The sequence below is a fragment of the Laspinema olomoucense D3b genome (assembly GCF_025370785.1).
In the GTDB taxonomy this organism is placed as follows: Bacteria; Cyanobacteriota; Cyanobacteriia; order Cyanobacteriales; family Laspinemataceae; genus Laspinema; species Laspinema olomoucense.
Window position 1 is genome coordinate 76,244 of record NZ_JAMXFA010000015.1, and the last position, 25,451, is coordinate 101,694.

Sequence of the window (25,451 nt, forward strand, 5' to 3'; positions counted from 1 at the left end):
ACAGAAACAAGATGGATATAGTTTACGCTCATACGGCATTTCTGGGAATATCTTTGGATAGAGATTGGGGAAATTGGGGAGATTGGGGGGATTTAATCCGACAGAGGAAAAGAAGCAGGACGGGTTTTCGTCTGACCCAATGCTGCAAGAGGCGATCGAGTCTTAGATTGTAGCGAGGTTCACAGAACCCGTGAGTTGCCAGTTTGAGGAGCAACCCGCCCCCTAATTGCTTCAATTGCCTAAACGTTGCAAAGACTGGTACATTGCTTTAAAAAGGGGGCAGATTTCTTGCACTCTTTGACCGGATATTTTTTCCAAAATTTCTGATGAATGTCGCGCTTTATTATAGCGAGAGGGTTGTTGAGCCTCTTGAGAAATCTGGGCTTGACTTGAGGCTTCGACAATTTGTTCCGAGAGCTTTACTTGACAGACTCCAGTTTCAGGATTAAATCCGCCATACAGTTCCGGATTTTCAAAATCTAACTGAGCAACGTCTCGCAACCATTGCTTCATCCGAATCCATTGGTGTTGAGGAAAATCTCGGTGCTGACAGTTTCCCCAGTCGGCAATAATCCAAGACTCTATTTCTGGAGATGCAAATCCTACAATAATTTGGGGGTTAAATTGCACTTCATCTAATCGATTTTTCATCCGCTCGTCCAACGGTTCTTTAGCCTGAATCAGACTCTGGGTGACTTGTTGAATATAATTATTTTGGATATGATGAAATCCTGGGGATTCTATATCATTACAGACTAACCCGTGCCATCGGCGGCAATCTAAATCATCAATGACGAGAATGGCGTCACATAAGCTATTCTTGAGCAATCGCTCTTCCAGCGATTTACGAGTTAAGAGAAACGATAGGCGTTCCGAGATAGCTCTGAGCAAATCACTTCCTGTGGTTGACCGGACTATAGGAACAGCACGATTAGGTTTTCCAATGGGTTTGTGAGCGAGTTGAGGAAGTTGCCGCTCAAAATGATAGTCAGGAAATTCCTTTTGCAAAAGTTTGACTAAGCCGCTATACTCCGGTGGTCCGCCTCCAGCAAACAACCAAATTACCACGGCCAGCCTCCAATGCTAGGATCCCCTACTCGATACAAATCACCTAACTCCCATCCTTCTTGCAAACGGGCTTTGAATTGCTCTTCTTGAATGCGATCCAGGGAGACCAATCCATCCGCCCTTAAGTTAAGAGAGATTACACAGTCAGAACGATCTGTAAAACAGTCTAATAAATCTGGACTATGAGTGGAAACAATTACTTTAGTTCGTTGAGCGGCATAGTGAATCCATCCTGCCAAGATTTTCATCCAAGCTACATGAATCCCCAATTCAGGTTCATCAATGACCAGTAGGGAGGGAAGTTTCGGTGACAATAAAATGACAGCCCAGCATAACATCCGCACGGAACCATCGGACATATCTCTGAGAGTCAAGCCCTTGCCTATCCCCTGGACCGACCACTCAATGGTTAGATTCAAAAGCCCTGCTCGCGTCGCACGAATGCGTCGCGTCATTGGAAATAATTGCTTGACTGCCTCGTTAAAGCGCTCCTCAAAATCAACACTGTCATTAGAAAGTTGCTCTAACACTGCCGCGAGATTTTCGCCGCTTTCTGATAAGTAAGTATTCAAAGAACCTGAACTTACCTTGGGTTCAGCGTTACGAATTTTTTGGGAATTCATGTGGTTGGCATTATAGAAACGCCACCCTTTAATTTCGTCGAGTAAGTGTTGACGGACTGCATAGATACTTGATTTGAGAAGTAGCTCCCGCACTTCTTCGTCTTTTTGAATGCGCTCATCGATACTCAAGAGTCCAAGGGAATCAACGGGAATATCAGAAATTCGTTGAAACCTCTGACTGCCATCGGGTTGTAAAATGGAAAGAACACCAGATCCGATGCTATGATCATGAAATTTATAGTAATAAAAAGGCTGATCCTCATCACCTCTTACAGGTGAATAGAGAAAATCTTCAGAAAGTTCTATCCGATTGCTGGATTGACTTACAAATAATTTAATATCTAAATGAATAGGCTGATTTCGGGTTTCTTCAATTCCAGTGAACTTGTATTTTACACTAACTTCTGAGGGTCGCTCTCTATTAAAATAAAGCAGATGAGAACCCCCTAAATAGTCACAAGCATATTCCAAACCTTTTATATCTTCCGAGTTTTGAAAAACCGAGAGATGGATGAGATTTAATAGACCCACTAAATTACTCTTTCCTGAACCGTTTGGACCCACCAATATATTGAGCGGCTTGAGTTCTAAGGGAGTGGAGTAAAAATTTAAGTTTTTATAGTCTTTTGCCCAAATTGAGAGAAGAGACATGAAATAATTTCATCCTTTTAGAAAAGTCTGGCAGCATCGAATTTTGGGGTTCCTGGGAGAACCGGAATATCCAAGTAGGATTACCTGAGGAACGCTGATATAGAGTAATTGCCAGATGAGAGCAGACATATTATATCCTTAAAAAGGATATAGTTTTGGATTTTTACCATAGTACCCCAAAAGGTGACAAGTCACCAGATTGAGCTTTACCTGGGCTATTTCTGGGACGCGGTTGCTGAGATAGTGATGAGGTTCCCATAGCCGCTTTGTCCTCGGGATGTTACACAAACCGGCTGTCCGGATTCCCCTGAGTCGGCGATCCTCTCCCCGGTTTCGGAAAGGATGGGCCTCACGCCAGTCCAAGAGGGGTTATCGATGGTCTGTCGCTACAAAATACACCGATTCGGGGCGTTGAGTAGAGGAGGAATTGGTTAAGATTTAAAAATCTAACTTCTATTCAGGGAAGGTTAACAATTAAACTCTCCCGAATAGATGGCTCAGTTTCAAGAGTATCATGCCAATGGGTTGGTTGGGTTAACGCCTGATAATTCGGGTTAAAAAACCGGGTCAAACTCAGAATAAAAGGGGCTAACCGACTCCAATTGAGAGGATTTTTCCCGACTAAACAGCAAAGGAAAATTCCGCTAAGGTGAGATGACCATCGAAGGCATAAAAGGTAACCCGATGAATGTTAGGAACATTGATGATGAGTTCAGCATTCGGGGGAATTAACGAGGGGGAACCGGCTAAATTTGGTCCGAGGGTTTCGACTTCGGCAATTTGTTCGCCTTTTTCATTGTAAGCGCAAAGAACAGTGCGGCGGGAACTGGTGACGAGGCTATTTACCAGGTGAACGGGTTGGAGGAAGGAGACTTCGATCGCCCCGCTTTTGGGTGCACCCATGATGACAATCCGGCCTGATTTGCTGGGAAAAGCCGGGTTAGAAGGGGCCAGCGCGATCGCATTGCTGAAAATGACTCCTTGGTGCTCAAATTGCCGTTCTACGACTTCAAAGCAATTTAAGGCTTCTAAATCTAAAATGATGCGCCCCAGTTCCGGTTCAACTAGACTCAACTCTACTGTTCCTGACTCTAACTTATCGGGAAAGGAGGTCAAGGTGGAAACTTTATTCAACTCGATCGCCGAGTCATGATTCCTCTTTTTCGGGATATCACGGCTATAGGAATTAAATTGCTCTACCATCACTGCACGTTGACGCATCATCTTATCACTCCCTATTAAAGTTACTTCTGGCTACTTCAGATGAACCCACCCTTGAGTGTTTGAACCCTAATCGGGAGATCGCCATCGTTTCCGCTGCGATCGTCGAACCCAATTAAGACATATCCCTGCAGTGACGCCCTTGCATCCCTTCACAAGGGACTCCATCACCCGTTGGGTTGCCACCAGGACTTTTCCCCTGTGGGGATTTGCCCGGTTGGTAAAGATGTTCACCCCAGAAATATTCTTTCGGGAAAAAATTAACCCTAATTTCCCAAACCGATCGCATGAGCTAAAACTACACCCTATATCCGTCTTGACTGGATAGCCCCATCCAGCCCTCGGTCATCAGAAGATTGGGTTACCGACAGTCCCGAGCAAGCATGAGGGGTGACACCCCACACCGTAAATTATGTATGATTGCGGCGATTTTAACAGCGCCCTGGGAAAATTATATTCAGAACTCAAACATCAACCAAATCCTTGCATGACAGGCGTTTTCACCCGATATAGCCGGACTCTAGCGGATCCGGAGCTTTATGGAAACTTTATAAAATTAGATTAGGCTTGATAAATCCTTTGCATTTGAAACCCGTTTTCAGAAAGATAGCCCAGGAGGGAGGGCCTAACTTAGTCAGGCGCGATCGCCTGGGGACGGTGGAGATTGTACAGTCCCAATGGAAGAATCATCATCTCGATATGAGGAGGTAAATTGATGTTTATACCCCCCGGTTTTGACCAGGGTTCAATTGTGACCTCCCTGGGTCGCATGGTTTACTATACCAACCGCCCGGAGTTTTGGCAGGGTGGACCCGGTGAAAGTGGCGATCGCCCCAACCAACCCACATTACTCTTCCTGCACGGATTTGGTGGGGGGTCCTCTGCTTATGAGTGGTCCAAAGTTTATCCTGCCTTTGCCCCAGACTACCGGATCCTCGCCCCAGACTTAATCGGATGGGGACGTTCGGAACATCCTGAACGCAATTATCAAATTGAAGACTATCTGAGTACCCTCACCGAATTTATCCAACAGACTTGTCCCGAACCTGTAGTGGCGATCGCCTCTTCCCTAACCGCTGCCTTCACCATTCGAGTGGCGATCGCCCATCCCGAGTTCTTTAAAAGCCTAATTTTAACCACCCCCTCGGGACTCTCCGACTTTGGGGAAAATTACAGCAACAGCTTTTTCGCCCAACTGGTGAAAACGCCCTTTCTAGACCAACTGTTGTATCGGACGGGAATCGCCACCGAAACTGGAATTCGCGGGTTCCTGCAAAGCCGACAATTTGCCAATTCCGACTTAATTTATCCCGAAATCGTCCAAGCGTACCTACAGTCAGCCCTAGAACCTAATGGCGAATATGCGGCCCTCTCCTTCGTGCGTGGGGACCTCTGCTTTGATTTATCCCGGGATATCCCCCAACTGACCACCCCCACCGCCTTTATTTGGGGACGCCAGTCCCAATTTACCGGACCCGAGCTCGGCAAGCGTCTCGCCAGTCTCAATCCCTCGGCAATCCGCGAGTTCATCCAGCTTGAAATGGTGGGATTAACGCCCCAATTAGAAGTTCCTGCGGTTACCATCGGTCTCATCCGCAGATTGCTGTTAGAACTAATTGAGCGATCGCCAGAATCTGCCCGGACTTAAGACATCAGTTTGAGGTCCCCAAACAAGAAACCGGGTTTCTGACCCCGATTTTTGACAGATTGTCAAAAATGGGGTGAAGAAACCCGGTTTCTAACCTTTTTAAAATTGAGGCGATCGCAGCTTATGGAATCCGCACGTCAATCACACTGGCATTAAAGTTATAAGTGGTGCCTTCTAGTTCCATCGGCGTGCCGATTTTGACTTTGCTATTGCCTAGAACTGGACCATCCTCGGTAATTTTGGCATTTCCCGCCACGGTCATCAGCAAATTAGCGCTAAACGACTCTTCCTGCCTCGGGTCTGGTAATGCCTTAACGGAACCATCAGGTTGAGGAACCGCTAGGGTTCGGGTGAGAAGCTGTACCGATTTGACGTCAACCTGACCATAAGGCTGATTGCGGATAATCACATTCGTTTTACCCTTTTCTTGAAATTCCCGAAGCAGGGCTTCCGGGTCCCGCACACTCAGTCCCCGAACAATCAAATCAACTTCAACAGGTTTCGTGGTTACCCCACCAATTTGGGCAACGGAACCGGAAGTACCGGGAAAGAAAAAGATGCCGATGACAACCAGGAGAATGACCAAGGCAGCACCCAGGTCAAGAATGCTGATTTTGCCAAATAAGCGGCCTTGGCGATCCAAAATCTTCATAAAATCAAGTCGTCCTACTTTAGCGAGACAGAACTGAGGGCTGAACTATTTTCCCTTTTCAACGGTTTGAGCCATCCTTCCGAATCCACTGGACAGAAAGATGGGGATAGGTGGATATCTGCTGTCAGATTATCATAAGAGTTAGAAGTCTATAACAGTTTTAAATAGCTTATGGAATGGGTTTTAGGTTGAAACCCTTGTAGGGTGAGCATCTGGCTCGCTTAATTTGTTACAACTAATTTGGGATTGCTAGAGGCGCGATCGCCTAGAATCTTTTACCCCCCGGATCATCAAAACAGGGCACAGGTAAGGGTTAAATTTCACCAGCTAGGGCGCAGGTTCTGCGCCCTTGGGGATTACGGGCGACAAGTAGCCCTAGGGAAGTGGACAATGGAGATAGCACTTAAATCGGTGGTATCTCGGCGATCGCCCTGGAGTTGGTCTGGCAGTCCAAACATTCCCGCCAGGGTAGTCTTGGCGCTATTTTTGGCGGCAGTGAGGATAGATTCAGCGAGTTTGTCCCGCGCCGAATTGGGAATAGATTGATTCGGACTGGCGGTGGAACAACCGGCTGGATCTAACGGTTGCATGAGGACTGGTAGCGAAAAAAAGAATAAAAATAGGCTAACCCTGCCTAAAAACTGGAGGTGCATCCCTGTTCTCCTAACTCGTTGGGTAGGCATGAACGCTATACGGATCCTCCTCTACAAAGTCGGGATTAATACAGGGAAATTTTTAGGCAGGGCGATCGCCTTTTGCGGCTCGTTGTTTTCCCCAGTTCAGGGATATCCATTGCCATGAATCGGCGTTGGAGTTGCAGCAGTAAACCTAGCTTTTAAATCGCTTGAACTAACACTTGAGCTCCTTCTATTTTGACTAAATACGGCGGGAGATTTTCTTGAGCTGGACCTTTGATCACCGTGCCATCGGGAGAATATTCGGCCCCATGACAGGGACAGATGTATTTGCGTTCGGCGGCATTCCAATCTACCAGACAGCGGTTATGAGTACAAGTCGGATTCACGGCATAAAGGAGTTCAGAATCTTCAGGATTGCGCGTTACCGAAATGGCTCCATTTTTAAAGTTTTCATTCAGAATTTGACCCTCTGCCTCTAATTGCGAGACTGTCCCGACTGCTTCAAAGCTATCTGGGGTATTGGGTACTTCTGCTGTAGATTCTCCTGCAGGGGTACAGGCAGCGATCGCCATTGGCAAAAAGCTGGCAAGCCCACCAACACCCACCCAGCTTAAAAACTCTCGACGCTTCATAGGCTTAACTCTTGAAGAGATAAAGAATATTTCTATAATAGACCTCTTGACAAAATCTACCCAGGTCCTCGCTTTCTAAAAGAGGGTTTTGGGGATCACGATTTCTGGCGATCGCTTTTGTCTAGCCGACTTGATATGATTTGACTATTCTGGCGCTTTGGGGGGGACAGTCATGGAACGCTTAATTTCTCTGTTGGGATTAATTACATTTGTGGGGATCGCTTATGCTTTTTCGGTCAACCGCCAAGCCATCCGATGGCGAACGGTCCTCTGGGGAATTGGGTTGCAACTGTTCTTTGCTCTGTTTATTCTCAGGACGAGTCCCGGTTTCGTCTTATTTAAGTTTTTAGGCGATCGAGTCAATAACTTTCTGAATTTTGCCGATGTGGGAGCTATTTTTGTCTTTGGCGAAAACTTCAAAGAACACTTTTTTGCCTTCAAAATTTTGCCCACCATCATCTTTTTTTCCGCCTGCATTAACCTGCTCTATCACTACAGAATTTTACAGCGGGTCGTCGAGGGTATTGCTTGGGTGATGATGCGAACTATGAAAACTTCCGGGGCCGAATCCCTCTCCTCTGCGGCGAATATTTTTGTGGGACAAGTTGAAGCCCCGCTGCTGATTAAACCCTATATTGCTGCTATGACAAATTCCGAACTTCATGCGGTGATGACTGGAGGATTTGCGAGCATTGCCGGAGGTGTATTAGCGGCCTATATTTCCTTTGGAATTCCGGTGGAACATTTGTTGTCGGCGTCGGTGATGTCTGCACCGGCATCTTTGGCGGTTTCTAAGTTATTGTATCCGGAAACTGAAAAATCTTCTCCTGTAGGGGAAATAGAAGTTGACAGAAAAAGTCCTTATGTCAATGCCATTGATGCCCTAACTTCCGGGGCAATAGAAGGGTTACAATTAGCGTTAAATGTAGCAGCAATGTTGATTGCTTTTTTGGGATTGGTCGCTTTATTAAATGCAGTATTGGGATGGATGGGTAGTTGGGTGGGAATTCCTTCCCTGTCTTTTGAGTTGATTTTATCCTATTTAATGGCTCCGGTGGCTTGGTTGATGGGAGTTCCTTGGGCCGATGCGGAAGCGGTGGGAATGCTGCTAGGGAAAAAAACAATTTTAAATGAGTTTATTGCTTATTTAGATTTAAAAAAATTGATTGAAACTCAGGCAATTTTCCCGCGTTCCGTGGTGATTGCAACTTATGCGTTATGTGGATTTTCTAACTTGGGGTCGATCGCCATTCAAATTGGTGGCATCAGCGCGATCGCACCCAATCGTCAAGGGGATTTAGCTCGATTAGGAGTAAGGGCCATGTTCGCCGGTTCCATCTCCTGTTTTATGACGGCTTGCATTGCCGGATTGTTGATATAAGTCCCCGGTGGACCCCACCCTAACCCTCCCCTTGCAAAGGGGCGGGAACCGGAAGTGCGGTTAATTTAGTGAGGCAAATGACCCGGAACGTAAGAAAGCTACTCTTGTAAGGGGTCACGGCGGGGGTGAAACGGGAAGGAATGGAAGGCAGGGGAGTGCAGGAGGAATCAAACCCAATTCGATTTACAATGAGGGGGACTGGGGCATCGGTACAGGAGGTGATTCCCAGGACCAGAAACCGGGTGTTTTGCCTAAATTGGGGCAGATCCCACAGAAACTTTGTGAAAAAACCCGGCTTGTCTTGCCATGACTGTCCCGATCGCCTAGACAGAAGAACCCGTGATTCTGTCGAACCCTGAAGCGTAAACACAAACCCGTTGACAATTGAAAGATTAATGCCTGAACTACCCAAAGATTTAGATGAGGCGATCGCCCAAGCGAAAACAGCCACGAAAGCTGCCCTAGAGGATGGATACCGGCTGGTGCAAGTCGAAATCGGGATTCCGGAACTGAAAGTTCAACCGATCGCCGAAGAATTTCTCCCCATATTTGAGGACTTGTTTGGCGATCGCTTTAAAGTGTACTTTCCCGATGCTGGGGCCGCTGCCTTAGCCCGTCGTGATTGGGGAGAAAGACCCTATATCATTCGCGGATTGAGTGAACCCAAAGGTCAAATGCAACCGGAAGACGAAGGATTTCTCTTTGTGGAACCTTCGGCGGTGGAAGTCAATACCCTGGAGAAAATGTGCGAACAAGCAGGCGATCGCCCGACGGTGATCCTGCTGCCGAAGTTGGAAAATGTCGCAATTATTGGCATTGGTTTAGCCGGAAGACAACTTAGAGAACGATTTCTCTCCACCATTGAATCCTGCTACTACATCCAACCCAGCGAAGGATACGCTGTCTTTCGCTGCTATCCCAGTCCCTGGCAAGTCTGGCTGGAAAACGGCGACACCTACGAACTCATTTCCGAAACGGCTACTAAACCCGTGGGTGACGACTTAGAACGGTTAATTACTCAAGCTACCAGTCCGGCTGAAAAATCGCCGGAGGAAGACACCCACAAGCCTTTAGCTGCACCGAAAAAACCCGGCTTAATGACAAATATGAAGCGCTTTTTACGGGCATTAAGTCAATAATCGGGGAATAATAGGAACATGACTCCAGTGCGTCCGAGTCTTAATTTATAGATAGGGACGGACTGGCGTCGTTTTATTTACCCTACAGCAGGAATAGCCCAGCTTGTTTACCCAGGCAACTCCATGAGCAAAATTAACTACCGACGCATTGCGATCGGGGATGTCCACGGTCATTATGACGCACTCGTGAAACTCCTAGAGGCGATCGCCCCCACCGCAGACGATCGCCTCTACTTCCTCGGCGACTTAATCGATCGCGGTCCCGATAGTGCCTCCGTGGTTAAATTAGTCCGGGACAATAAATTTACCTGCCTCCTAGGTAACCACGAACATCTTCTCATCAACGCCTGTGGTAACGGCAAAGTCAATCAAGCCGCACTCCAAGCTTGGCGCTACAGTGGTGGACAAAATACCTTAACCAGCTATCCCAAACTCTACTCCCATCCCAGCGAAGCACTGTTAGAGGATGTCGCCTGGATGCAGACTCTCCCCCTCTATATGGATTTGGATGACGCCTGGTTAGTTCATGCAGGAGTTCATCCCGATCTTCCCCTACAGGATCAAGGTGCCGAAGACTTTTGCTGGATTCGCGCACCCTTCCACAATATCCGCAAGCCCTACTTTCCCAATAAACTCATCGTAGTCGGCCATACTATCACCTTTACCTTTAAAGGGATCAAACCCGGACAACTCGCCAAAGGGAACGGTTGGCTTGATATTGACACTGGGGCTTATCACCCCTTGAGTGGCTGGTTATCCGCCTTCGACCTCACCCACCGTCAAGTTTACCAAGTTAACCTGTTCAAAGGCAAAGTGCGAAAACTGCCTCTACAAGATGCGGTAGTTTCCATTCACCCCAAGCAAGGGGCTATTTGTCCCTAATCTTCACCCTTTGATCCCTTTGCGTCTTAAAATAAATGAACCGATGAAGGGATGCCCCCATTAGGACTTTGTAAGGTTTTAGCCCCCAAGGACAAGAAACCCGGTTTCTAGCCCGTCTGTACCAACGCCCTAGGCGGGTTACTCCTCTTTAGTTCTCCCATCCATTCATCGATGCTGTAATGGACTCTCGATTTTCCGATAACATGACGCAACCCAGTATCTATTTTGTCTGCTACCCAGACACCAACGTACCGATTGGCGGGGTAAAAATGCTCTATCGTCACGTTGATGTTTTAAATAAAAATGGATTTTCCGCTTTTATCATGCATGATGATGAAGGCTTTCGCTGCGATTGGTTTGAAAATAAAACCCAAATCGCTTATCTTTCCAACATCAAACTTAAAGCTGATGATTTTTTCGTAATGCCAGAAACGGCAACGCCCAAAAGTGGCAACCTCTTACCGGGCATCCGCAAAGTGATTTACAATCAAGGATGCTATAATACCTTTTATGAATATTCTTTCGACAAACATCAATTAGAAACACCCTATCGCTCTCAAGACGTGGTTGCAGTCCTCGTCGCCTCGGAAAATAGTTTGAATTATTTAAACTATGTCTTTCCCCAAACCCGACTCTTTCGGATTCATCATTCTATCGATGCGGACCTGTTTTACTATCATCCTGTTAAAAAGAAACAAATTTGCTGGATGGACCGAAAAATGCAGCGAGATGCTCAACAGGTCATTAATATCTTAAAATTTAGAAATGCTTTAAATGGATTTGAGCTAATCCCCATCGAAAATAAACCTCAAAAAGAAGTGGCCCAAATTTTTAGAGAGTCTTTAATGTTTTTGAGCTTTTGTTATGCCGAGGGCTTTTCTTTACCTCCCGCTGAAGCAATGGCTTCGGGCTGTTTAGCAGTCGGATATCATGGATGGGGTGGGAAGGAGTATTTTTTACAGGATTTTGCGTTTCCTGTAGAAAGTGGAGATATCCTTGGATTTGCTCACCGGGTGGAAAAGCTAATTGCGACTTATAATACTCAACCCCAACTTTTAATGGAAAAGCATAAAAAAGCAGCGGATTTTATCAAACAAAATTATTCGGCAGAACAAGAAGAACGGGATATCGTTACGGCTTGGCGGGAGATTATTAAACTCCACAAAGGATAAGCTGTTGGGCATTTACATGGGGTACTCTCAACGAGCAAGCTGACCGTGAGCCTCTATCCTGGAAAGCGTCGTTTTTTGCTGCAATAAATTATTCTAATTTTGGGTGTTCAAATACCTGTTAATTTAGAGGAGATTGATGAAATAAAGGGAAAACCCTACGGGCTTAATCAATTTTTTTCAAGGATTTTTTTAGAAAAAACCGGGTTGCAAAACCCGGTTAATCTGAATTGAAAAATAAATAATTGGGTGATTAGAGCAGCGGACGGATTCTTTCTCGATAGGCTGCTCCATCTAACCCCATTCCTTGATTAGCTTGAGCTGCAGGAATCATTTGTTCGAGTGCTGCAATGCGATCGCTACTGGCGGGGTGGGTACTTAAAAAGGTCGGTGGAGAGGGTTTGTCGAGGAGTTTTTCAAAAAATTGAACCAGACCCAGAGGTGAGTAACCTGTGTTCAAAAGAATAGCTAAGGCCCCGCGATCGGCCTCATATTCATGTTGGCGACTCCGGGGTAAACGGAGGGCTAATTCTACCCCAAGTTGGACCGCAATATTGCTATCCACACCGGCAGCACCTGCTAACCCTCGGGCGATGATTACTTCACGCATTTGCCGGATGGAATGTTTGGAGACAATATGGCCGATTTCATGACTCATCACCCCCGCTAATTGAGCTTCATTGTCCATAGCTTGGAGGAGACCTGTGGTAACATAAACAAAACCGCCCATTGTGGCAAAAGCATTAATGCTGTCATCCTCCACAACCTGGAAGGTATAGGGAAGGTTTGGGCGATCGCTTTGAGCCACTAACCGATCGCCTACCTCGGTCACGTAGTTATTAATTTGAGTATTTCCATACCGCCTAAATTGACGACTGAGAATTTGTTGGTTGATTTGTTGCCCCAGGGCAACTTCCTGGGCATCGGACATGGTACTGAGTTGGAGCACCTCAAGTCCTGGCCCAATTAACCTCCGGACGCTAAATGCGGAGCTAGGATAGGAGGAACTGACAACTAAGGCGATCGCCATAATTGCAGAAATGAGCGGGTAAATCCAGCGACGATTAACTCGATGAGAAAGCCAAGCGTAAGGGTTGAACATACTAAATGTGAGCAATGATGGAACAAATAAGACTGATATTTAATTGAGCTAAGGTATTTTAACCCCGATCGCAATGCTCCCCGCAGTGAGATATCCCCTTGTCTGCTCCTCTCAGCAATTCATATACTGCCCTGTATGCAGATGGGGTTACATCTTAAAAGATCCGGCGTAAGTCCTGTCTCATCTATTTTTCAACTCAACCAAAGACCCTGATATTTTCAGGACTCCGGGACGGTTTAAGTCGGGTTGATTCAGTCTACTTCCAGCATAAGCGATCGCCTCCCTCCTCATCCCGATGACGAATCTGGACAGAGGCAGGTTGCCATTCACAATCCTTCAGAATCCTCGTAGGGGGTTTGTAGAACGTCCGGGTAGGGTTCAGCTCAAAAGGACGGTGACTCGGAATAGGGCCATAGCTAGGTACTCAGAGGTTCCAGGAGTAGAAAAAATAGCGATCGCTCGGGATTAACAGGGTTCTTCAAAAGCTCCAACAGGTTGGACTAATAGGGTAATACAGTGAATGCCGACAATGCGCACAGGTTCTCCGGGTCCGATGACAATTTCAAGCTCGCACCGGGCGGGCCAATAACTGCCTCTAAAATGGACTCTCCCAGCTATATAGGGGCCTCTAATCATCTCATCCACAATGCCAATTTCTCCGGGCCTGCCGAGAGTATATTTTAAGTTGGGGTCTTGATATTCTTTGAGTTTCGAGGGATGGGGAGGAAACAGTTTGTTTAAAAAACGGAACATGGGATTTCGGTTGAACGCGACAATCCCACCCTAAAATGCTTGCTAATTTCTTGGGGATACTCCCGTGTCACTCTGTGAAGTGGTAGCTGGACCCGGGTGTTTGGGGGGCGATCGCACCCAGTTTAATCCCAAATTCATGTAGATCCTTAGAAATCCCGTAGTACATTTCCCTAACTGCCACATTGCACAGAAGGCGATCGCACTATTGCTCCTTAACACATCCTTCAATATTGCGGACCGATGGACTCGACTGCGGGTCAATCACTGGACAATCATCCTTGACCTGCCCAAATCGCTCCAGAGTGTAATGAAGGACAATCACCCAAAATAAAATCACAAATGCTACCAAACCCAACTGTTCAGGAGAGATAAATCGTCGCAGAGGTTCTGATTGTAGCTTCTTGTCGTCCATAAGACCTCCTAGTTTGGGTCATCTGCGATCGCCCTGCACCTGTTGGATTCATCCCAGGGGAATAGAGCGTTCAATGGAAATCGAACGCTTTAGTTAAAAATTGCCCTCTTCAATATTTTATGCTAATTTTCCAAGTTTGGGGTATCAAAGTCGTTTCCTTGACCCACTAAAATTTAACCAGTTTTTCACAGTGAATGCGCCCGGATATAGGGGATGGCTTCAGCGTTTAAATCCTAGAATAGATGAGGCGTTCCCCTTACAGGGCTTGGCCTGAAACCAAATCGATGAGACCGGGTTGAAACCCGTTGGTCAAAATTGCCATCTCCAAGAAGCGATCGGGCCTCGATCTAGAAATAACAGCGTATAAAATAACCTGAAGCGTTCCCCATTCGCCAATTTTCATCAGCTTCCCGTCACTGCACTTGATTGTGGAGGGATGGCGTTTTTAATGAAGAGACTAATCCCGGATTAGAAACATCTTCCCCGGTAATGTGGGGAAGTCGCTTACTTTGCCCCTTAAGTTGACTGAAAATCTGGGACCAATTTAAGGTGATAACTCTAGGCAATAATACACAAAACGTCGCATTAAATAAGGTCAAAAGGATAAATTCAAACCAGTTTGATAGCACCGTAACACTCTCCTTGCTGAAGCTGATTAGATAGTGAGTTTAATTATAAACGCCAGCTCAAGCGAAAGTGTAAAATTTGATCACTTTCCATAATGAGAATTTCTTCTAGTTCCTATAAACGATTCTCAAGATAAGATTGATTACACAAGTGGGCTTTCGCTCTGAGCAAGTTTCTATAGACAGCAAGCGTTTCAGGGTTTTTATGATTTTTTTGTCCTCTTGGGTTATAATCTAAATTGGAAGTTCCGTGCCTTCTTTAACGAATGTCTGCCTCTGAGTAGAGAGGGAAAAGAGGAGTCTGTCTCACTCATCAAAAAACCTTTCACATTAAGTATAACATAACCGAAAGATTCTGGCCTTTGCTTTCTTTATGTGAGTTAGCTCAGTAATACAGGATTAGATCCCAGGGACAAGGAACCGGGTTTTTGACCCAGATGGGGAGTTAGATGGCAAAGTATGATGAAAAATCCGGTTATTTAACCCAATCCTTTACGCAGTGCTCCCTTGAACTCTTGTTAAATACCTCCAGGAACTGATGACAGACCTTCGCACACCTTTGACAAGGTGGGTTGTAATGTCTCACACATTGTTCCCAACAAGCTGCGCTGAGGCCCATGCAGGCGCGAGAGCCTTGTGCAATAAAGTGAGGATATGAGTCATCAAACTGGCAATACTCCAGCATATTTAAGAGCAATCGGGGAATAAGTGAGCGCAATCGGGCCTATTTCTAATACATTCCTCGGCCCACGGCTCACATCAGCTTGCACATAAGCCAACCAAACTTAATAGTTAGGCAATTCTTGGGGTATGGGTCGTCCTAAATATGTAATGACACTCATAAATTGCTGATAAAAACTCAGCAGTTTTGTAAAAGACAAGAGTAAAAACAATCTTTTTTAATAACCTAAGCTTAGTAAAATTCTTTAAAAGAATATTATTGCCCAAGGTAAAATGTTAAATTAAAGTCACGAATTTTAGAGGAATTAAGACCTAAAAAAATTGATAAATTCTCAACCCGCCCCAAAATTTAATGACATTGAAGACTCTAACCCAGTCTGTCTTAAATGGGACTCTCATAACATCCATAAAAATGGTCATATTCATAATGGCAACCCAAACAATGTAAAGATAGCGGGCGACAGTTTGTAGAGGGAAACACCAAAAAATATATTCCTAATTCCCTCCAAACTCTGGTTAATAAACTCTTACTTGAGAGAATATCTTTGGCTGGTATATGTAGAACTCTTGAAATTTCAGGAACTTAGCTTCAAGAATACGTGAATACCAAGTATGGCAAGGTTTCTCGACCACTTAAAGTATCAGCTAAAACCCCATGAAACGCCAGTAATATGATGAAATTGGGTCTGATTTTCAAAACAAAGAAAATCAACAATGGGTTTGGCTTACTCTAGATTTAAAAGCCCGAGAAATTGTTGGATGTTATGTAAAAGATCGCAGTGAAAACTCAGCACAAAAATTATGGGAGTCCTTACCCCCTGTTTATCGCCAATGTGGTGTTGGTTATACCTATTTTTGGCAAGGATATGAATGTGTATTGCCTAAAAAACGACATAAAGCTGTGAGCAAACGTAGCGGTAAAACTAGCCATATTGAACGCTTTAATAATACCTTGAGACAGCGAACTTCGCGGCTTGTTAGAAAACCTTTATCTTTTTCTAACAAATTAGAAAATCATATTGGAGCTTTATGGTATTTTATTCATGATTATAACGAATCATTACATATTTAGGACTACCCCCTAGAACTACCGTATGACGAAACGGGGGAACATTATGCCACTTTTTTGCCTGCGGAAGTATCTGGGGAATATAAGGTGGCAATTCTCACCGATATTCAGGGGAAAAAAGTTAATGGGCGGTTTACGTTCAATCGGGAGTAGGGGTGATCGGGCACCCGACGGGGAGATGTTACGGTTGACTGGAAATTAAATTAGACTAAATCCGGTTGTCTCCAGTCCGTTTTCTCTCGAATTTCCTCCCCACCCGTGAGGGTGCAGGTTAAAGCAAATAAAAAAGCTCAGATATTGAATATCTGAGCTTTTTTGGTTTAAGCTATCAGACGAAAAGGTTTCGTCTTATGGGTTTCCAGAAAAAAACTCTCCGATTGTGAGTATAGGATACAGGTACTGAAGGTTTCACTGCCTCTATCCTTATCGTTCCGGAGGTTTCATCGTTTGGAGTTCCACTAATCTAGCTTAGTAGCCTTTCGAGAAGTTGTTGCGACGACCACCGCGACCACCGCCGCCACCGCCGCCCCCAAAGGAGCCTCGGTCTTCACGGGGTTTGGCCTTGTTAACTTTCATATCGCGGCCCATCCACTCAGCCCCATCAAGGGCTTCAATGGCAGCGGTTTCTTCAGTTTCAGTGGCCATTTCCACAAAGGCAAAGCCGCGCACGCGACCTGTTTCCCGGTCGGTGGGCAGATTCACGCGCTTAACAGAGCCGTATTCTGCAAATACGGCGCTCAGATCTTCTTGGGTAACTTCATAAGAAAGATTACCAACGTAAATAGACATGGACTAACTCCAAAATTCAACGGATGTAGAGGTCAAGTTTTCGGAGAGAAGCCTGTCCAGACGAAAGGGAGAAATACCTATCAATACTCGAAACAAACACTGCAACCGAATTTCAATCTCATCCATAAGAATAACACAGTTTTTTGAGTTTGGGTAAAGCTATCGGTAGTTTTTGCTAAAATTGGCTGAAACCCTTTACCCGGGGTATTTTATACTATAAAAATTCCCTGACGATCGCCTCCTTTTTGGGGGCAAATGTCGCCGCATCAATCCCTCACCCCTCAACATCCCAGAAGGGTTCTTGAGTCATTTTAGGAATCTCTTACCCCTGAACCCTGAGCAAGTGACGATGGAAAATGCTGGCAACAGGACAGGGGGAGACCTGTAGATCGGCGGCCCTTTGAACTTTACAACTGTGCGATCGCCTCTCTAGGGAGGTGGGTCAATTCATGTCCTGCCCTTCATCATTAGGATCTAGTCCCAAGGCAGTCGATAGGGTGGGCTTTCCCAAGCAATACCCAGCGGGCCCCTTTTTCGGTGCAACTGTTTTCTGTTTTCGATGTTGGTTCTATATATATAGCGTAGCGGGGACATCTTCTATGCACTCTATGATCAAATGCATCTCGATAGGTATAAATCTATAGAGATGCATTCGCGACCGGATCAGCGCTGAGCCTCTTTTTTTTAGGGCTAAAAAATTTCTACCCAACGCCCTTGACATTTATCCCACCTTTATGATTTTTTATGACTCCCTCGGGAGGAGCCGTCCGGGTTAACCCTTCATGTCCCGGACCGGGTGAGTGCAAATTTTCTGCAAAAATCTGGCCCAAACCTGCCTATAATCAAGAGTAGAGCGGTATGGACAATGGGGGGCTTCCAATTTCGAGACCCCGGAATTACTTCGGTAAATTTTACGATTAAAGTTTTACCAACCACAGAAAAATATGGTATTCTGGCTAACATCATCTTAAAAACGTCTCCCAAAAGAAAGATGTCAAATTTCATAACTTGTGCTAGGGGCCTAGAGGTTGAGTTTTTCTTTCGGAAAGGATTAAGCCTGAGTGAAGCGGGAAACTATACAGGAGCGATCGCCAGCTACGACAAAGCTCTCGAACTAGAACCCAATACAGATGAAATCTGGTACTGTCGCGGCAATGCGCTGTACAACTTGGGGCGGACTAATCCTGCCATCAAAAGCTACGACATGGCGCTAGATCTAAATCCGGGCTGTTACCAGGCCCTGATCAATCGCGGCAACGCCCTGGATGACAGCGGACGCCACCAGGAAGCCGTGGAGAGCTACGATCGCGTCTTACGGCTCAAACCCGATCATCATCGCACCTGGAATAATCGGGGCATCGCCCTCGGGAACTTAGGTAAATATGACGAAGCGATCGCCAGCTATGATCGGGCGATCGAATTCAAACCGGACTATTCCCGCGCCTGGTATCATCGAGGACTGGCCCTCAAAAGCATGGGACTGACGGAAAAAACCTTAGCCTGTTATGACAAAGCCTTGGCCTCACAACCGGACTTCTACGAAGTGTGGAACAATCGTGGGAACACTTTATACTTGTTAAAGCGATATTCCGAAGCGATCGCCAGCTACGACAAAGCGGTACAAGCCTTCCCCAACTATCATTGGGCGTGGTACAATCGCGGTGTAGTTCTTCAAGAACTCAACCGCAATGAAGAAGCGATCGTCAGTCTAGACAAAGCTGTCAATATCAATCCCAAAAACGCCGAAGCCTGGTACTACCGTGCCTTGGCCCTAGAAGCCTTAGACTGCGCCCGTAGCGCTGCCGCCAGTTATGATAAAGCCTACGAACTCAAACCCAACCTAAACATCGACTCCTCTGTTAGCAAAAATCTCCCGTAATTCCAGAGCATTCCCAGCAGCCAACTGCGATCGGGCTTGAACAATCCCTGATCAACCCCGAATAAAACCCTCGAATCAATTCTCTCGGTCCTTGGCCCTCTTAACATGGCAAAAACCGGCTACACCCTACCCGTTTTCGCCGTGGCTGCGGCGAAAGCGGCCCTGATGGTGCTTTCTCCAGGTGCAGAGGCCCCAAAAACTGTCACCCTTGACCTGATTCCCGAATCCGGCGAGATTCCCATCCACCAAGTGGCCCCACTCGATGCCACCTGTGCCCTAGGTATCACCCTCAGCGATCCGGGGGATAATCTCGACTTGACTCGAAATACTCCCATTTGGGCATGGGTGAAATGGACCCCCCGGCAAACCCAACCCTTAATCTTAGAAGCCGGTGAAGGATTAGGCAAAACCCTAACAGGAGAACCCGCCATTTATCACTATGCGCGGCAACTGTTTGAGCGCAATTTATTCCCCTTAATTCCCGACGATAAAACCCTGAGTGTCTCCATCATTTTACCCGAAGGACGGCAACTCGCCAGCCGTACTTCTAACGCGGCTTTTGGTATCTTAGAGGGCCTCGCCTTACTCGGAACCAGTGGAATTTCTCAACCCCTGTCCTCTGCGGATCATCTCGATGAATTTCGCCAAGATTTGCAGTGTAAAGTTAAAAATTCCCCTCATTTAACGTTCTGCATTGGTAATAATGGTCTAGTGGTAGCCCAACGATTAGGAATTCCCGAATCAGCGATCGTCCAAACGGGAAACTGGATCGGGGCGCTGTTAGTTGAAGCAGGATTGCAGGGTGCAGAATCTATCCGGTTACTGGGATATCAAGGAAAACTGATTAAATTAGCCGGGGGAATTTTTAATACCTCCAGCCATATTGCGGATGGTAAATTAGAAATTATCAGTGCCGCAGTTGTTCGGGCGGGGGGAGATATGGCGACGGTAGAAGCGGTTTTAAATGCTAAAACGGCTGATGCTGCTTATTTGGAAATCAAGGAACGAGGACTGGCGGAGTTAGTTTTTAATAATTTGGCGGACAAAATTAGTCAGAATGCTAAGAATTATGTTAAAAAATATGCTGATTCCGCTTTAGAAATTGTCACGATTTTATTTGACCGGAAAGGGGAAATTATTACTCAAAACAATCCCTCTCTGGGGTTAGGGAAGGGGACTGGAAGTAGAGGGAGTGGGGGGTAAAGAACTTACAACCGATCGCGATCGCCCATCCTAGTTTCCCGACTTTGGGGTTCCAAGGGGGGGATCGGTTCCCGGGAAGAGTGTTGCAACAACACAAATGGAATCGTGAGAACCCCGACAATCATCACCGTTGCTGCAGTTAACCAAACCATCCAGCGACTGGGTTCATAGGCGCTAAATTCGATTTGTTGAAAGACTCGATTGTAGCGCCAGACGGATAAGGGAATAAAAATAATTCCCATAATGACCAATGCTACACCGAGGGTTTGGGAATTCATGGCGATCGCCGGTCCCGACTCCGGTTCACCCGTCACACTGGCTTGTAACTCTTGTAAAAATAAACCAAAACGAGCGATCGCAAATCCAAAGCCAATCATGCCAATAGAGGTCCGCAACCAAGCTAAAAACGTGCGTTCATTCGCTTGATGTTCTCGCTGTCGGTCTATTTTGTCCTGAGTCATCGCCACTCCCCTGCACTTGAAGTTCCCTTCAACAGTGCGAGTCAGATCAAATGCAAGGCGATCGCACCGTTTCTCCTGAATTTTTCGGAACTTCTCACCCCACCCTGTTACCGATAGTTGGTAAACTGTAAGGCTACCGGCCAATCTGCTTGTTTAATCAACTGCATCGCTTCTTGCAAGTCATCTTTCGACTTACTAGAAACCCGCACCGCATCCCCTTGAATTGAGCCTTGAACCTTCTTCAATTCATCCCGAAGTAACTTCGTGATTTGTTTCCCCACCTCTTGGGCGATGCCTTTTTTGAGCTTAATCACCTGACGGATTCGGTTACCACTGGCGGATTCCTCCTTGCCATAGTCGAAAATTTTTAAAGATAAATTTCGCTTGACCGCCTTTTGTTGTAGAACCGAATGCACCGCATCCAGCGTCATTTTACTATTAGTATTGATGACAATTTCATCCTCCCCCAGTTCAACCGTCGTATTGGTATCTTTGAGGTCGTAACGGCTGGTAATTTCGCGATTTGTTTGGTCTATGGTGTTAACAAGTTCCTGCCGGTCAAAATCGCTGACAATATCAAAAGAATAGGTTGAAGCCATGAATAAAACGTGACTAATTATCCGTACAACTACAAATTACTAGAACATCAAACCACTCGAAGAGGGGGACAAACTGCCAGTGCCAAACATCAGCGATCGCCTCCGTTAGTTCGCCTTGCAACGTTCTTCAGGAAATTGGACGAATCGAGTAGCCTCGGGGCCATTGCCTGGGAGTCTTTAAACAATAACTGACCTAGGCAACGGCAGTTTCATCTCTTCTTCGCGGGGGGAATTTTAGAGTAAAACGGGAACAGACACAAGCGGATCCAAACGCCAAATGGGAAATCCGATCGCAGGGTCAAGCCTAGGTGAACGAGGATGCCCTTAATCAAAATAGAACAACGTCACCAGTCGGCGTTGTTCCTCCGCATCCTGACAAGTTTGCAGCAGCGTGTGGCTATCATGGAATGCAAAGCAGATTAACTGCTGACAGCGAGAGACAATTTCCAAATTGCACAAAGCACTGGCTTCGGCTAAGGATAAATGGTCATTCGCCGGATTTTCCACCAAGTGGATCACCTTTTCGAGTTGCTCGCGCGACTCGCGGGGTTGACGATCCAGGCTTTGGGGCAGAATCACCGTCAGCATATTGGGATCTGCCTTCATCGCGCCTTTAATCGCAGCAGAATTGGTGCCGGTGGCACCGGAAGTCAGAATTCGATTCCCTTCCAAGACCAAAGCATAGGTCATCCGCTCAATCAGAGCTTGATGGGTAATCGGAACGTGACGGGAACCCAAGAGGGAAATCCGTTTAGAACCCGTTTGCTGGATCGAGGCCAGTTCCTGTGCCAGAGTATCGATCCCGGGTGATGTGTCTATTGATTGACTCAAAGACGGTAAGAAATAACTAGAACAACGCAGTTATTTTAGCAAAGATAAGACCAAGTACGATAAATAGATTGAAAATAGCCATGAAAAGTATTAGTAAACCGGAAATCCGAGAGAAAAGTTGGACAAGGGCGATCGCCACCCCCGCCCAAGAATTTCCCCTAACTCCCCTCAAAATCATCGCCGGAAACCTCCCCCCCGGATTGCGCGGAACCCTGTACCGCAATGGTCCAGGGCGTCTGACCCGAGGGGAAACCCGCGTCGGACATTGGTTTGATGGGGATGGAGCAATTTTAGGCGTTCACTTTACCGGCACAGACAGCCGCGCCCTTTACCGCTACGTCCAAACCGCCGGATATCAAGCCGAAGAAGCCGAGGACCGCCTGCAATTTGCCGGATATGGCACTCTTCCCCCAGGACCCTTATGGAAACGATTTGGCAAGGGGGTCAAAAATGCCGCCAATACTTCCGTAATTGCCTTACCCGATAAGCTGTTAGCCCTTTGGGAAGGGGGACATCCCCACGGATTAGATTTAGAAACCCTAGAAACCTTCGGACTAGACAACTTAGAGGGACTGGAACGCGACTGGCCCTATTCCGCCCACCCCAAACGCGACCCCCAAACCGGGGAAATCTATAACTTCGGCGTCTCCCCGGGAAAAACCGCCCAACTGCACGTTTACCGCAGCAACAACCAGGGGCAAATCCAACAACAGGCCGCATTTGACCTAGAGGGAATGCCCCTGATTCATGATTTTGTGATGGCGGGACCCTATTTAATTTTTGTGATTCCCCCGGTACGGATGTCGGTATTACCCGTCCTGTTGCACCTGAAAAGTTTTAGCGACTCCTTAACCTGGCATCCCGAGTTAGGGACTCAAATATTAGTGATTGACCGTTCTAGTTTAGAACTGGTGAGTCGGGGGGAAGCGGAACCCTGGTATCAGTGGCATTTTGGCAATGGTGCCGTGAATGGCAGTGGAGAGATTAGCTTAGATGTGGTGCGCTATCAGGATTTCCAGACGAATCAATATCTCAAAGAGTTTGCCACCTTGGAGACGGAGACAGCCGCCAAAGGGACCCTCTGCCGAGTCCGAGTGAATCCCAAAACAGGAAAGGTGATAGCCACAGAGACAATAATCGATCGCCACTGTGAATTCCCCTCCGTAGATTTCCGAGAAGTGGGACAGGAGTGGCGCTATACCTATTTATCCTTGCATCGAGAGGGAGTGGAGTTAGGGCGGGAACCATTAGGGGCGATCGGACGGTTCGACTATCAAACCGGCCATCTAACCGAGGCCCCTATTCCAGAGAACTGTTATCCGAGTGAACCGATTTACGCACCAGATGGCGATCGGGCAGAACAAGGGTGGGTTTTAACGGTGGTTTATGATGCGAACCAACATCAGAGTCAAGTCTGGATTTTTGATGGCGATCGGTTGGATGAGGAACCGGAATGTCGGTTAGCGTTACCGGGGGTGATTCCGTTAGGGTTTCATGGGACTTGGAATGCGGGGAGTTAGCGACAACCGGCGGGGGTTTGAACCCCCGCCGGATCCCGCAACTTGAGGGGGCGGGTTTTTATTTTGAAAACCAGATTTCCTAGTTTATTCCTGTTCTTGTTCTTCTTCTATCCACCATCGAAATAATGTAGGTTCTTCCTCGTTGTTAACAGTCACCAGAATTAAACTTTCACCATAAGCATTCACAAACGAAGCCCGACAAAACCCCATCCCAGTTCCCGAACAGTCCTCAAATTCAGGATAGTCTAACTCATTTACCAGTCGCTCTAACGCCCCCGATAATAAATCGTTTGAGTTGGCATTTCGGTAATTAATCTGCCATCCCTCGTCTAAAACAAATTCTCTTGCTTCGCTGTAAGGCATAGACTGACTCAAATCCGTAGGGACTTCTTGTGTGACTCCATTCAAGGGCAGAAACACAATATTTAGAGCCAGTGCAATTCCTGAAAAAAGCGCGTGACGCATGATATTACTTTCCTTTTACTGGACAACATGACAAAAGAAATTCTCCCTCTGCTAATCGTGGAAGGCGCAAAAATATGCGCCCTAGAGCTTCAAAAGGAGAATTTATTAGGGTTTCGGTTAACGGTTACTGCTGAATCTTTTTCTAAACTAAAACCCTACAATTGATTGATTCGCTTTAGATTAGCCCGCGCAGGCGGGCTTTGTCCGTATAGACCCACCCTTCAGGGTGCGGTTAATTTTTACCGCCCAGAAAGTACAGGTTCTAAACCTAAAATAGACAGCAAACGGTCTACATCAAAATGCTCTGACATGAGTTTTCGCATAAATTCCACTTTAATGGGTTCATGTAAACGAACTTGACCGAAGGTTTCATCGATAATTTCTACGGTTTTCAGCGTATCCAAATCAACGGATAAAACCGGAACCTCGACCTCTTCAGCGCGATTCAGAATCATCTGACTCGGTGGCATATGTCCGGTGAGAATCAGGCATTGGGTTGAGGTTTCCAGGGCCGCCAGTTGCAGTTCTGAGCGATCGCCTCCGGTAATCACTGCCATGTTTTGAGCTTGGGAGAAATACTTTAAAGCCGAGTTAACATTCATCGCCCCAATTTTCAGTGTTTCCACCATCAAATCTAGGCGATCGGGACGACAGAGCACCTCCGCATTCAGCCGTTGCACCAACTCTCGAACGCTGACACTACGAAGCAGATTGCTTCTTGGCAGCAACCCAAAGACGCGAATCCCCTGTTCTTCCAAAAACGGACGCAGAATCGTCGAGGCACTGGTCCAGGTTTCTTCCGGGATATCCGTGAGGACCACCCCCAGGAGGCGATCGCCCAAGCGGTCCTGAACCGATAGCAGTTCCCCCACATCTAACATCGAGTGGAAGCGCGCCACCAACAACACCGAAGCATCAATCCGAGTGGCAACTTTAGGCACCGACAAATTAAATAACCGGCCTTGATCTAAAGTCCCAGCCCCCTCTAAAATCGTTAAATCTCCCCCGAGTTGTTCCAACGAATTCACCAGACTCTCAGAGTAGTCCGTTTGTCCGATTCCTTGCAGACGTTTCTCCAGGGTCGGTCCATCTAAAAACAGCAGCGTCTCCCCTAGTCGGTTATCCGGCAGATTCAAAGTTTTAGCTAAAAATCGATGATCCTCGTCTATCCCATCATTATCTGATTCACTAAAACAGGTTCCCAGCGGTTTAGAATATGCAATGTCCAGCCCCTTGGCTTGGAATTGCTGCACCATGCCCAGGATAATCGAGGATTTACCGCTATAAGGCCGAGTTGATCCGATCGCGAGATATTTAGATGTTGGTTTGGCAGATGTTGGCACGCACTCACTCCCTA

At 46.6% G+C, this 25,451-nt stretch carries 27 protein-coding genes and 1 pseudogene; 10 read left to right on the plus strand and 18 right to left on the minus strand.

Annotated elements, in window-relative coordinates:
• Positions 1-28: 28 nt before the first annotated feature.
• From NG792_RS13130 to NG792_RS13145, 4 genes are all read right to left on the minus strand, one after another.
• On the minus strand, positions 29-235 hold the full coding sequence (locus tag NG792_RS13130; RefSeq protein WP_261235682.1) for a hypothetical protein: 207 nt from the start codon (positions 233-235) through the stop codon (positions 29-31).
• Entirely contained in the window at positions 232-1,068 is an 837-nt protein-coding gene (locus NG792_RS13135; RefSeq protein WP_261235683.1) for a DUF4276 family protein, read from the minus strand. Before NG792_RS13135 ends, NG792_RS13130 begins: the two co-directional genes overlap by 4 nt.
• Entirely contained in the window at positions 1,062-2,342 is a 1,281-nt protein-coding gene (locus tag NG792_RS13140) for an AAA family ATPase (protein ID WP_261235684.1), read from the minus strand. The genes NG792_RS13135 and NG792_RS13140 overlap by 7 nt, the downstream gene beginning before the upstream one ends.
• A 621-nt stretch (positions 2,343-2,963) precedes the next feature.
• Entirely contained in the window at positions 2,964-3,566 is a 603-nt protein-coding gene (locus NG792_RS13145; protein WP_261235685.1) for a hypothetical protein, read from the minus strand.
• 712 nt (positions 3,567-4,278) lie between these two features.
• Here NG792_RS13145 and NG792_RS13150 point away from each other — a divergent pair.
• On the plus strand, positions 4,279-5,211 hold the full coding sequence (locus tag NG792_RS13150) for an alpha/beta fold hydrolase (RefSeq protein ID WP_261235686.1): 933 nt from the start codon (positions 4,279-4,281) through the stop codon (positions 5,209-5,211).
• A 121-nt stretch (positions 5,212-5,332) separates the two neighbouring features.
• Here the strand turns inward: NG792_RS13150 and NG792_RS13155 are convergent, their stop codons facing one another.
• The 3 genes from NG792_RS13155 to NG792_RS13165 form a co-directional block, all read right to left on the minus strand.
• A complete protein-coding gene (locus NG792_RS13155) occupies positions 5,333-5,863 on the minus strand; it encodes a DUF4330 domain-containing protein (protein ID WP_261197017.1) in 531 nt (176 codons plus the stop codon).
• 356 nt (positions 5,864-6,219) lie between these two features.
• Positions 6,220-6,453 carry a hypothetical protein gene (locus NG792_RS13160; RefSeq protein WP_261235687.1) on the minus strand — a complete coding sequence of 78 codons (234 nt, stop codon included), beginning with the start codon at positions 6,451-6,453 and terminating at the stop codon, positions 6,220-6,222.
• 245 nt (positions 6,454-6,698) lie between these two features.
• A complete protein-coding gene (locus NG792_RS13165) occupies positions 6,699-7,133 on the minus strand; it encodes a QcrA and Rieske domain-containing protein (RefSeq protein ID WP_261235688.1) in 435 nt (144 codons plus the stop codon).
• Between the two features lie 172 nt (positions 7,134-7,305).
• Between NG792_RS13165 and NG792_RS13170 the strand changes: the two genes are divergently transcribed.
• From NG792_RS13170 to NG792_RS13185, 4 genes are all read left to right on the plus strand, one after another.
• Positions 7,306-8,514 (plus strand): NupC/NupG family nucleoside CNT transporter, encoded by a 1,209-nt coding sequence (locus NG792_RS13170; protein WP_261235689.1) that lies wholly within the window; start codon positions 7,306-7,308, stop codon positions 8,512-8,514.
• Positions 8,515-8,909: 395 nt separating this feature from the next.
• Positions 8,910-9,653 carry a DUF1995 family protein gene (locus NG792_RS13175; RefSeq protein WP_261235690.1) on the plus strand — a complete coding sequence of 248 codons (744 nt, stop codon included), beginning with the start codon at positions 8,910-8,912 and terminating at the stop codon, positions 9,651-9,653.
• Positions 9,654-9,776: 123 nt separating this feature from the next.
• On the plus strand, positions 9,777-10,535 hold the full coding sequence (locus tag NG792_RS13180; RefSeq protein ID WP_261197007.1) for a metallophosphoesterase family protein: 759 nt from the start codon (positions 9,777-9,779) through the stop codon (positions 10,533-10,535).
• A gap of 179 nt (positions 10,536-10,714) precedes the next feature.
• Entirely contained in the window at positions 10,715-11,707 is a 993-nt protein-coding gene (locus NG792_RS13185) for a glycosyltransferase (RefSeq protein ID WP_261235691.1), read from the plus strand.
• A gap of 250 nt (positions 11,708-11,957) precedes the next feature.
• Here NG792_RS13185 and NG792_RS13190 read toward each other — a convergent pair whose 3' ends face one another.
• The 5 genes from NG792_RS13190 to NG792_RS29165 all read right to left on the minus strand — a co-directional run bounded on the left by NG792_RS13190 (position 11,958) and on the right by NG792_RS29165 (position 15,282).
• Positions 11,958-12,806 carry a M48 family metallopeptidase gene (locus tag NG792_RS13190; protein ID WP_261235692.1) on the minus strand — a complete coding sequence of 283 codons (849 nt, stop codon included), beginning with the start codon at positions 12,804-12,806 and terminating at the stop codon, positions 11,958-11,960.
• A gap of 465 nt (positions 12,807-13,271) precedes the next feature.
• Positions 13,272-13,559 carry an NfeD family protein gene (locus tag NG792_RS13195; protein ID WP_261235693.1) on the minus strand — a complete coding sequence of 96 codons (288 nt, stop codon included), beginning with the start codon at positions 13,557-13,559 and terminating at the stop codon, positions 13,272-13,274.
• A gap of 202 nt (positions 13,560-13,761) precedes the next feature.
• Positions 13,762-13,971, minus strand: a complete 210-nt coding sequence (locus NG792_RS13200; RefSeq protein WP_261197001.1) for a hypothetical protein — start codon at positions 13,969-13,971, stop codon at positions 13,762-13,764.
• Positions 13,972-14,384: 413 nt separating this feature from the next.
• Entirely contained in the window at positions 14,385-14,600 is a 216-nt protein-coding gene (locus NG792_RS13205; RefSeq protein WP_261235694.1) for a hypothetical protein, read from the minus strand.
• 472 nt (positions 14,601-15,072) lie between these two features.
• Positions 15,073-15,282 carry a four-helix bundle copper-binding protein gene (locus tag NG792_RS29165; RefSeq protein WP_494337301.1) on the minus strand — a complete coding sequence of 70 codons (210 nt, stop codon included), beginning with the start codon at positions 15,280-15,282 and terminating at the stop codon, positions 15,073-15,075.
• Positions 15,283-15,635: 353 nt separating this feature from the next.
• Here NG792_RS29165 and NG792_RS13210 point away from each other — a divergent pair.
• Positions 15,636-16,350, plus strand: a pseudogene (locus NG792_RS13210) (IS1 family transposase).
• A gap of 465 nt (positions 16,351-16,815) precedes the next feature.
• Here NG792_RS13210 and rbp read toward each other — a convergent pair.
• Complete coding sequence (rbp, locus tag NG792_RS13215; protein ID WP_261199329.1) at positions 16,816-17,136, minus strand: RNA-binding regulator; 321 nt, start codon at positions 17,134-17,136, stop codon at positions 16,816-16,818.
• 991 nt (positions 17,137-18,127) lie between these two features.
• Between rbp and NG792_RS13220 the strand changes: the two genes are divergently transcribed.
• Together NG792_RS13220 and cbiD are read left to right on the plus strand one after the other, a co-directional pair.
• The gene (locus NG792_RS13220; RefSeq protein ID WP_261199328.1) at positions 18,128-19,015 is read left to right on the plus strand and encodes a tetratricopeptide repeat protein; all 888 of its coding nucleotides are present in this window, start codon (positions 18,128-18,130) and stop codon (positions 19,013-19,015) included.
• Between the two features lie 105 nt (positions 19,016-19,120).
• On the plus strand, positions 19,121-20,218 hold the full coding sequence (gene cbiD, locus NG792_RS13225; RefSeq protein WP_261199327.1) for a cobalt-precorrin-5B (C(1))-methyltransferase CbiD: 1,098 nt from the start codon (positions 19,121-19,123) through the stop codon (positions 20,216-20,218).
• 5 nt (positions 20,219-20,223) lie between these two features.
• On the opposite strand, the gene NG792_RS13230 is transcribed toward cbiD, so the two are convergent.
• Both NG792_RS13230 and NG792_RS13235 read right to left on the minus strand, forming a co-directional pair.
• Positions 20,224-20,679, minus strand: a complete 456-nt coding sequence (locus tag NG792_RS13230; RefSeq protein ID WP_261235695.1) for a YidH family protein — start codon at positions 20,677-20,679, stop codon at positions 20,224-20,226.
• A gap of 107 nt (positions 20,680-20,786) precedes the next feature.
• Positions 20,787-21,278 carry a YajQ family cyclic di-GMP-binding protein gene (locus NG792_RS13235; RefSeq protein WP_261199325.1) on the minus strand — a complete coding sequence of 164 codons (492 nt, stop codon included), beginning with the start codon at positions 21,276-21,278 and terminating at the stop codon, positions 20,787-20,789.
• A gap of 9 nt (positions 21,279-21,287) precedes the next feature.
• Here NG792_RS13235 and NG792_RS13240 point away from each other — a divergent pair, with 9 nt between their 5' ends.
• On the plus strand, positions 21,288-21,470 hold the full coding sequence (locus NG792_RS13240; RefSeq protein WP_261199324.1) for a hypothetical protein: 183 nt from the start codon (positions 21,288-21,290) through the stop codon (positions 21,468-21,470).
• 132 nt (positions 21,471-21,602) lie between these two features.
• On the opposite strand, the gene NG792_RS13245 is transcribed toward NG792_RS13240, so the two are convergent.
• Entirely contained in the window at positions 21,603-22,109 is a 507-nt protein-coding gene (locus NG792_RS13245; protein WP_261199323.1) for a DNA recombination-mediator protein A, read from the minus strand.
• 80 nt (positions 22,110-22,189) lie between these two features.
• Here NG792_RS13245 and NG792_RS13250 point away from each other — a divergent pair, with 80 nt between their 5' ends.
• Positions 22,190-23,629 carry a carotenoid oxygenase family protein gene (locus NG792_RS13250; RefSeq protein ID WP_261235696.1) on the plus strand — a complete coding sequence of 480 codons (1,440 nt, stop codon included), beginning with the start codon at positions 22,190-22,192 and terminating at the stop codon, positions 23,627-23,629.
• 84 nt (positions 23,630-23,713) lie between these two features.
• Here NG792_RS13250 and NG792_RS13255 read toward each other — a convergent pair whose 3' ends face one another.
• Positions 23,714-24,094: a hypothetical protein gene (locus NG792_RS13255; protein ID WP_261235697.1), complete on the minus strand. Its 381-nt coding sequence runs from the start codon at positions 24,092-24,094 to the stop codon at positions 23,714-23,716.
• A 239-nt stretch (positions 24,095-24,333) separates the two neighbouring features.
• Positions 24,334-25,437, minus strand: coding sequence for a phosphotransacetylase family protein (locus tag NG792_RS13260; protein ID WP_261235698.1), 1,104 nt, complete (start codon positions 25,435-25,437; stop codon positions 24,334-24,336).
• Between the last annotated feature and the right edge of the window lie 14 nt (positions 25,438-25,451).

Excerpts from the sequence above, each read along its gene's own strand:
- NG792_RS13140 (WP_261235684.1), bottom strand. The coding sequence starts at position 2,342 with ATGTCTCTTCTCTCAATTTGGGCAAAAGACTATAAAAACTTAAATTTT.
- NG792_RS13145 (WP_261235685.1), bottom strand. The coding sequence starts at position 3,566 with ATGATGCGTCAACGTGCAGTGATGGTAGAGCAATTTAATTCCTATAGC.
- NG792_RS13150 (WP_261235686.1), top strand. The coding sequence starts at position 4,279 with ATGTTTATACCCCCCGGTTTTGACCAGGGTTCAATTGTGACCTCCCTG.
- NG792_RS13155 (WP_261197017.1), bottom strand. The coding sequence starts at position 5,863 with ATGAAGATTTTGGATCGCCAAGGCCGCTTATTTGGCAAAATCAGCATT.
- NG792_RS13160 (WP_261235687.1), bottom strand. The coding sequence starts at position 6,453 with ATGCAACCGTTAGATCCAGCCGGTTGTTCCACCGCCAGTCCGAATCAA.
- NG792_RS13165 (WP_261235688.1), bottom strand. The coding sequence starts at position 7,133 with ATGAAGCGTCGAGAGTTTTTAAGCTGGGTGGGTGTTGGTGGGCTTGCC.
- NG792_RS13170 (WP_261235689.1), top strand. The coding sequence starts at position 7,306 with ATGGAACGCTTAATTTCTCTGTTGGGATTAATTACATTTGTGGGGATC.
- NG792_RS13175 (WP_261235690.1), top strand. The coding sequence starts at position 8,910 with ATGCCTGAACTACCCAAAGATTTAGATGAGGCGATCGCCCAAGCGAAA.
- NG792_RS13180 (WP_261197007.1), top strand. The coding sequence starts at position 9,777 with ATGAGCAAAATTAACTACCGACGCATTGCGATCGGGGATGTCCACGGT.
- NG792_RS13185 (WP_261235691.1), top strand. The coding sequence starts at position 10,715 with ATGGACTCTCGATTTTCCGATAACATGACGCAACCCAGTATCTATTTT.
- NG792_RS13190 (WP_261235692.1), bottom strand. The coding sequence starts at position 12,806 with ATGTTCAACCCTTACGCTTGGCTTTCTCATCGAGTTAATCGTCGCTGG.
- NG792_RS13195 (WP_261235693.1), bottom strand. The coding sequence starts at position 13,559 with ATGTTCCGTTTTTTAAACAAACTGTTTCCTCCCCATCCCTCGAAACTC.
- NG792_RS13200 (WP_261197001.1), bottom strand. The coding sequence starts at position 13,971 with ATGGACGACAAGAAGCTACAATCAGAACCTCTGCGACGATTTATCTCT.
- NG792_RS29165 (WP_494337301.1), bottom strand. The coding sequence starts at position 15,282 with ATGCTGGAGTATTGCCAGTTTGATGACTCATATCCTCACTTTATTGCA.
- rbp (WP_261199329.1), bottom strand. The coding sequence starts at position 17,136 with ATGTCTATTTACGTTGGTAATCTTTCTTATGAAGTTACCCAAGAAGAT.
- NG792_RS13220 (WP_261199328.1), top strand. The coding sequence starts at position 18,128 with ATGTCAAATTTCATAACTTGTGCTAGGGGCCTAGAGGTTGAGTTTTTC.
- cbiD (WP_261199327.1), top strand. The coding sequence starts at position 19,121 with ATGGCAAAAACCGGCTACACCCTACCCGTTTTCGCCGTGGCTGCGGCG.
- NG792_RS13230 (WP_261235695.1), bottom strand. The coding sequence starts at position 20,679 with ATGACTCAGGACAAAATAGACCGACAGCGAGAACATCAAGCGAATGAA.
- NG792_RS13235 (WP_261199325.1), bottom strand. The coding sequence starts at position 21,278 with ATGGCTTCAACCTATTCTTTTGATATTGTCAGCGATTTTGACCGGCAG.
- NG792_RS13250 (WP_261235696.1), top strand. The coding sequence starts at position 22,190 with ATGAAAAGTATTAGTAAACCGGAAATCCGAGAGAAAAGTTGGACAAGG.
- NG792_RS13255 (WP_261235697.1), bottom strand. The coding sequence starts at position 24,094 with ATGCGTCACGCGCTTTTTTCAGGAATTGCACTGGCTCTAAATATTGTG.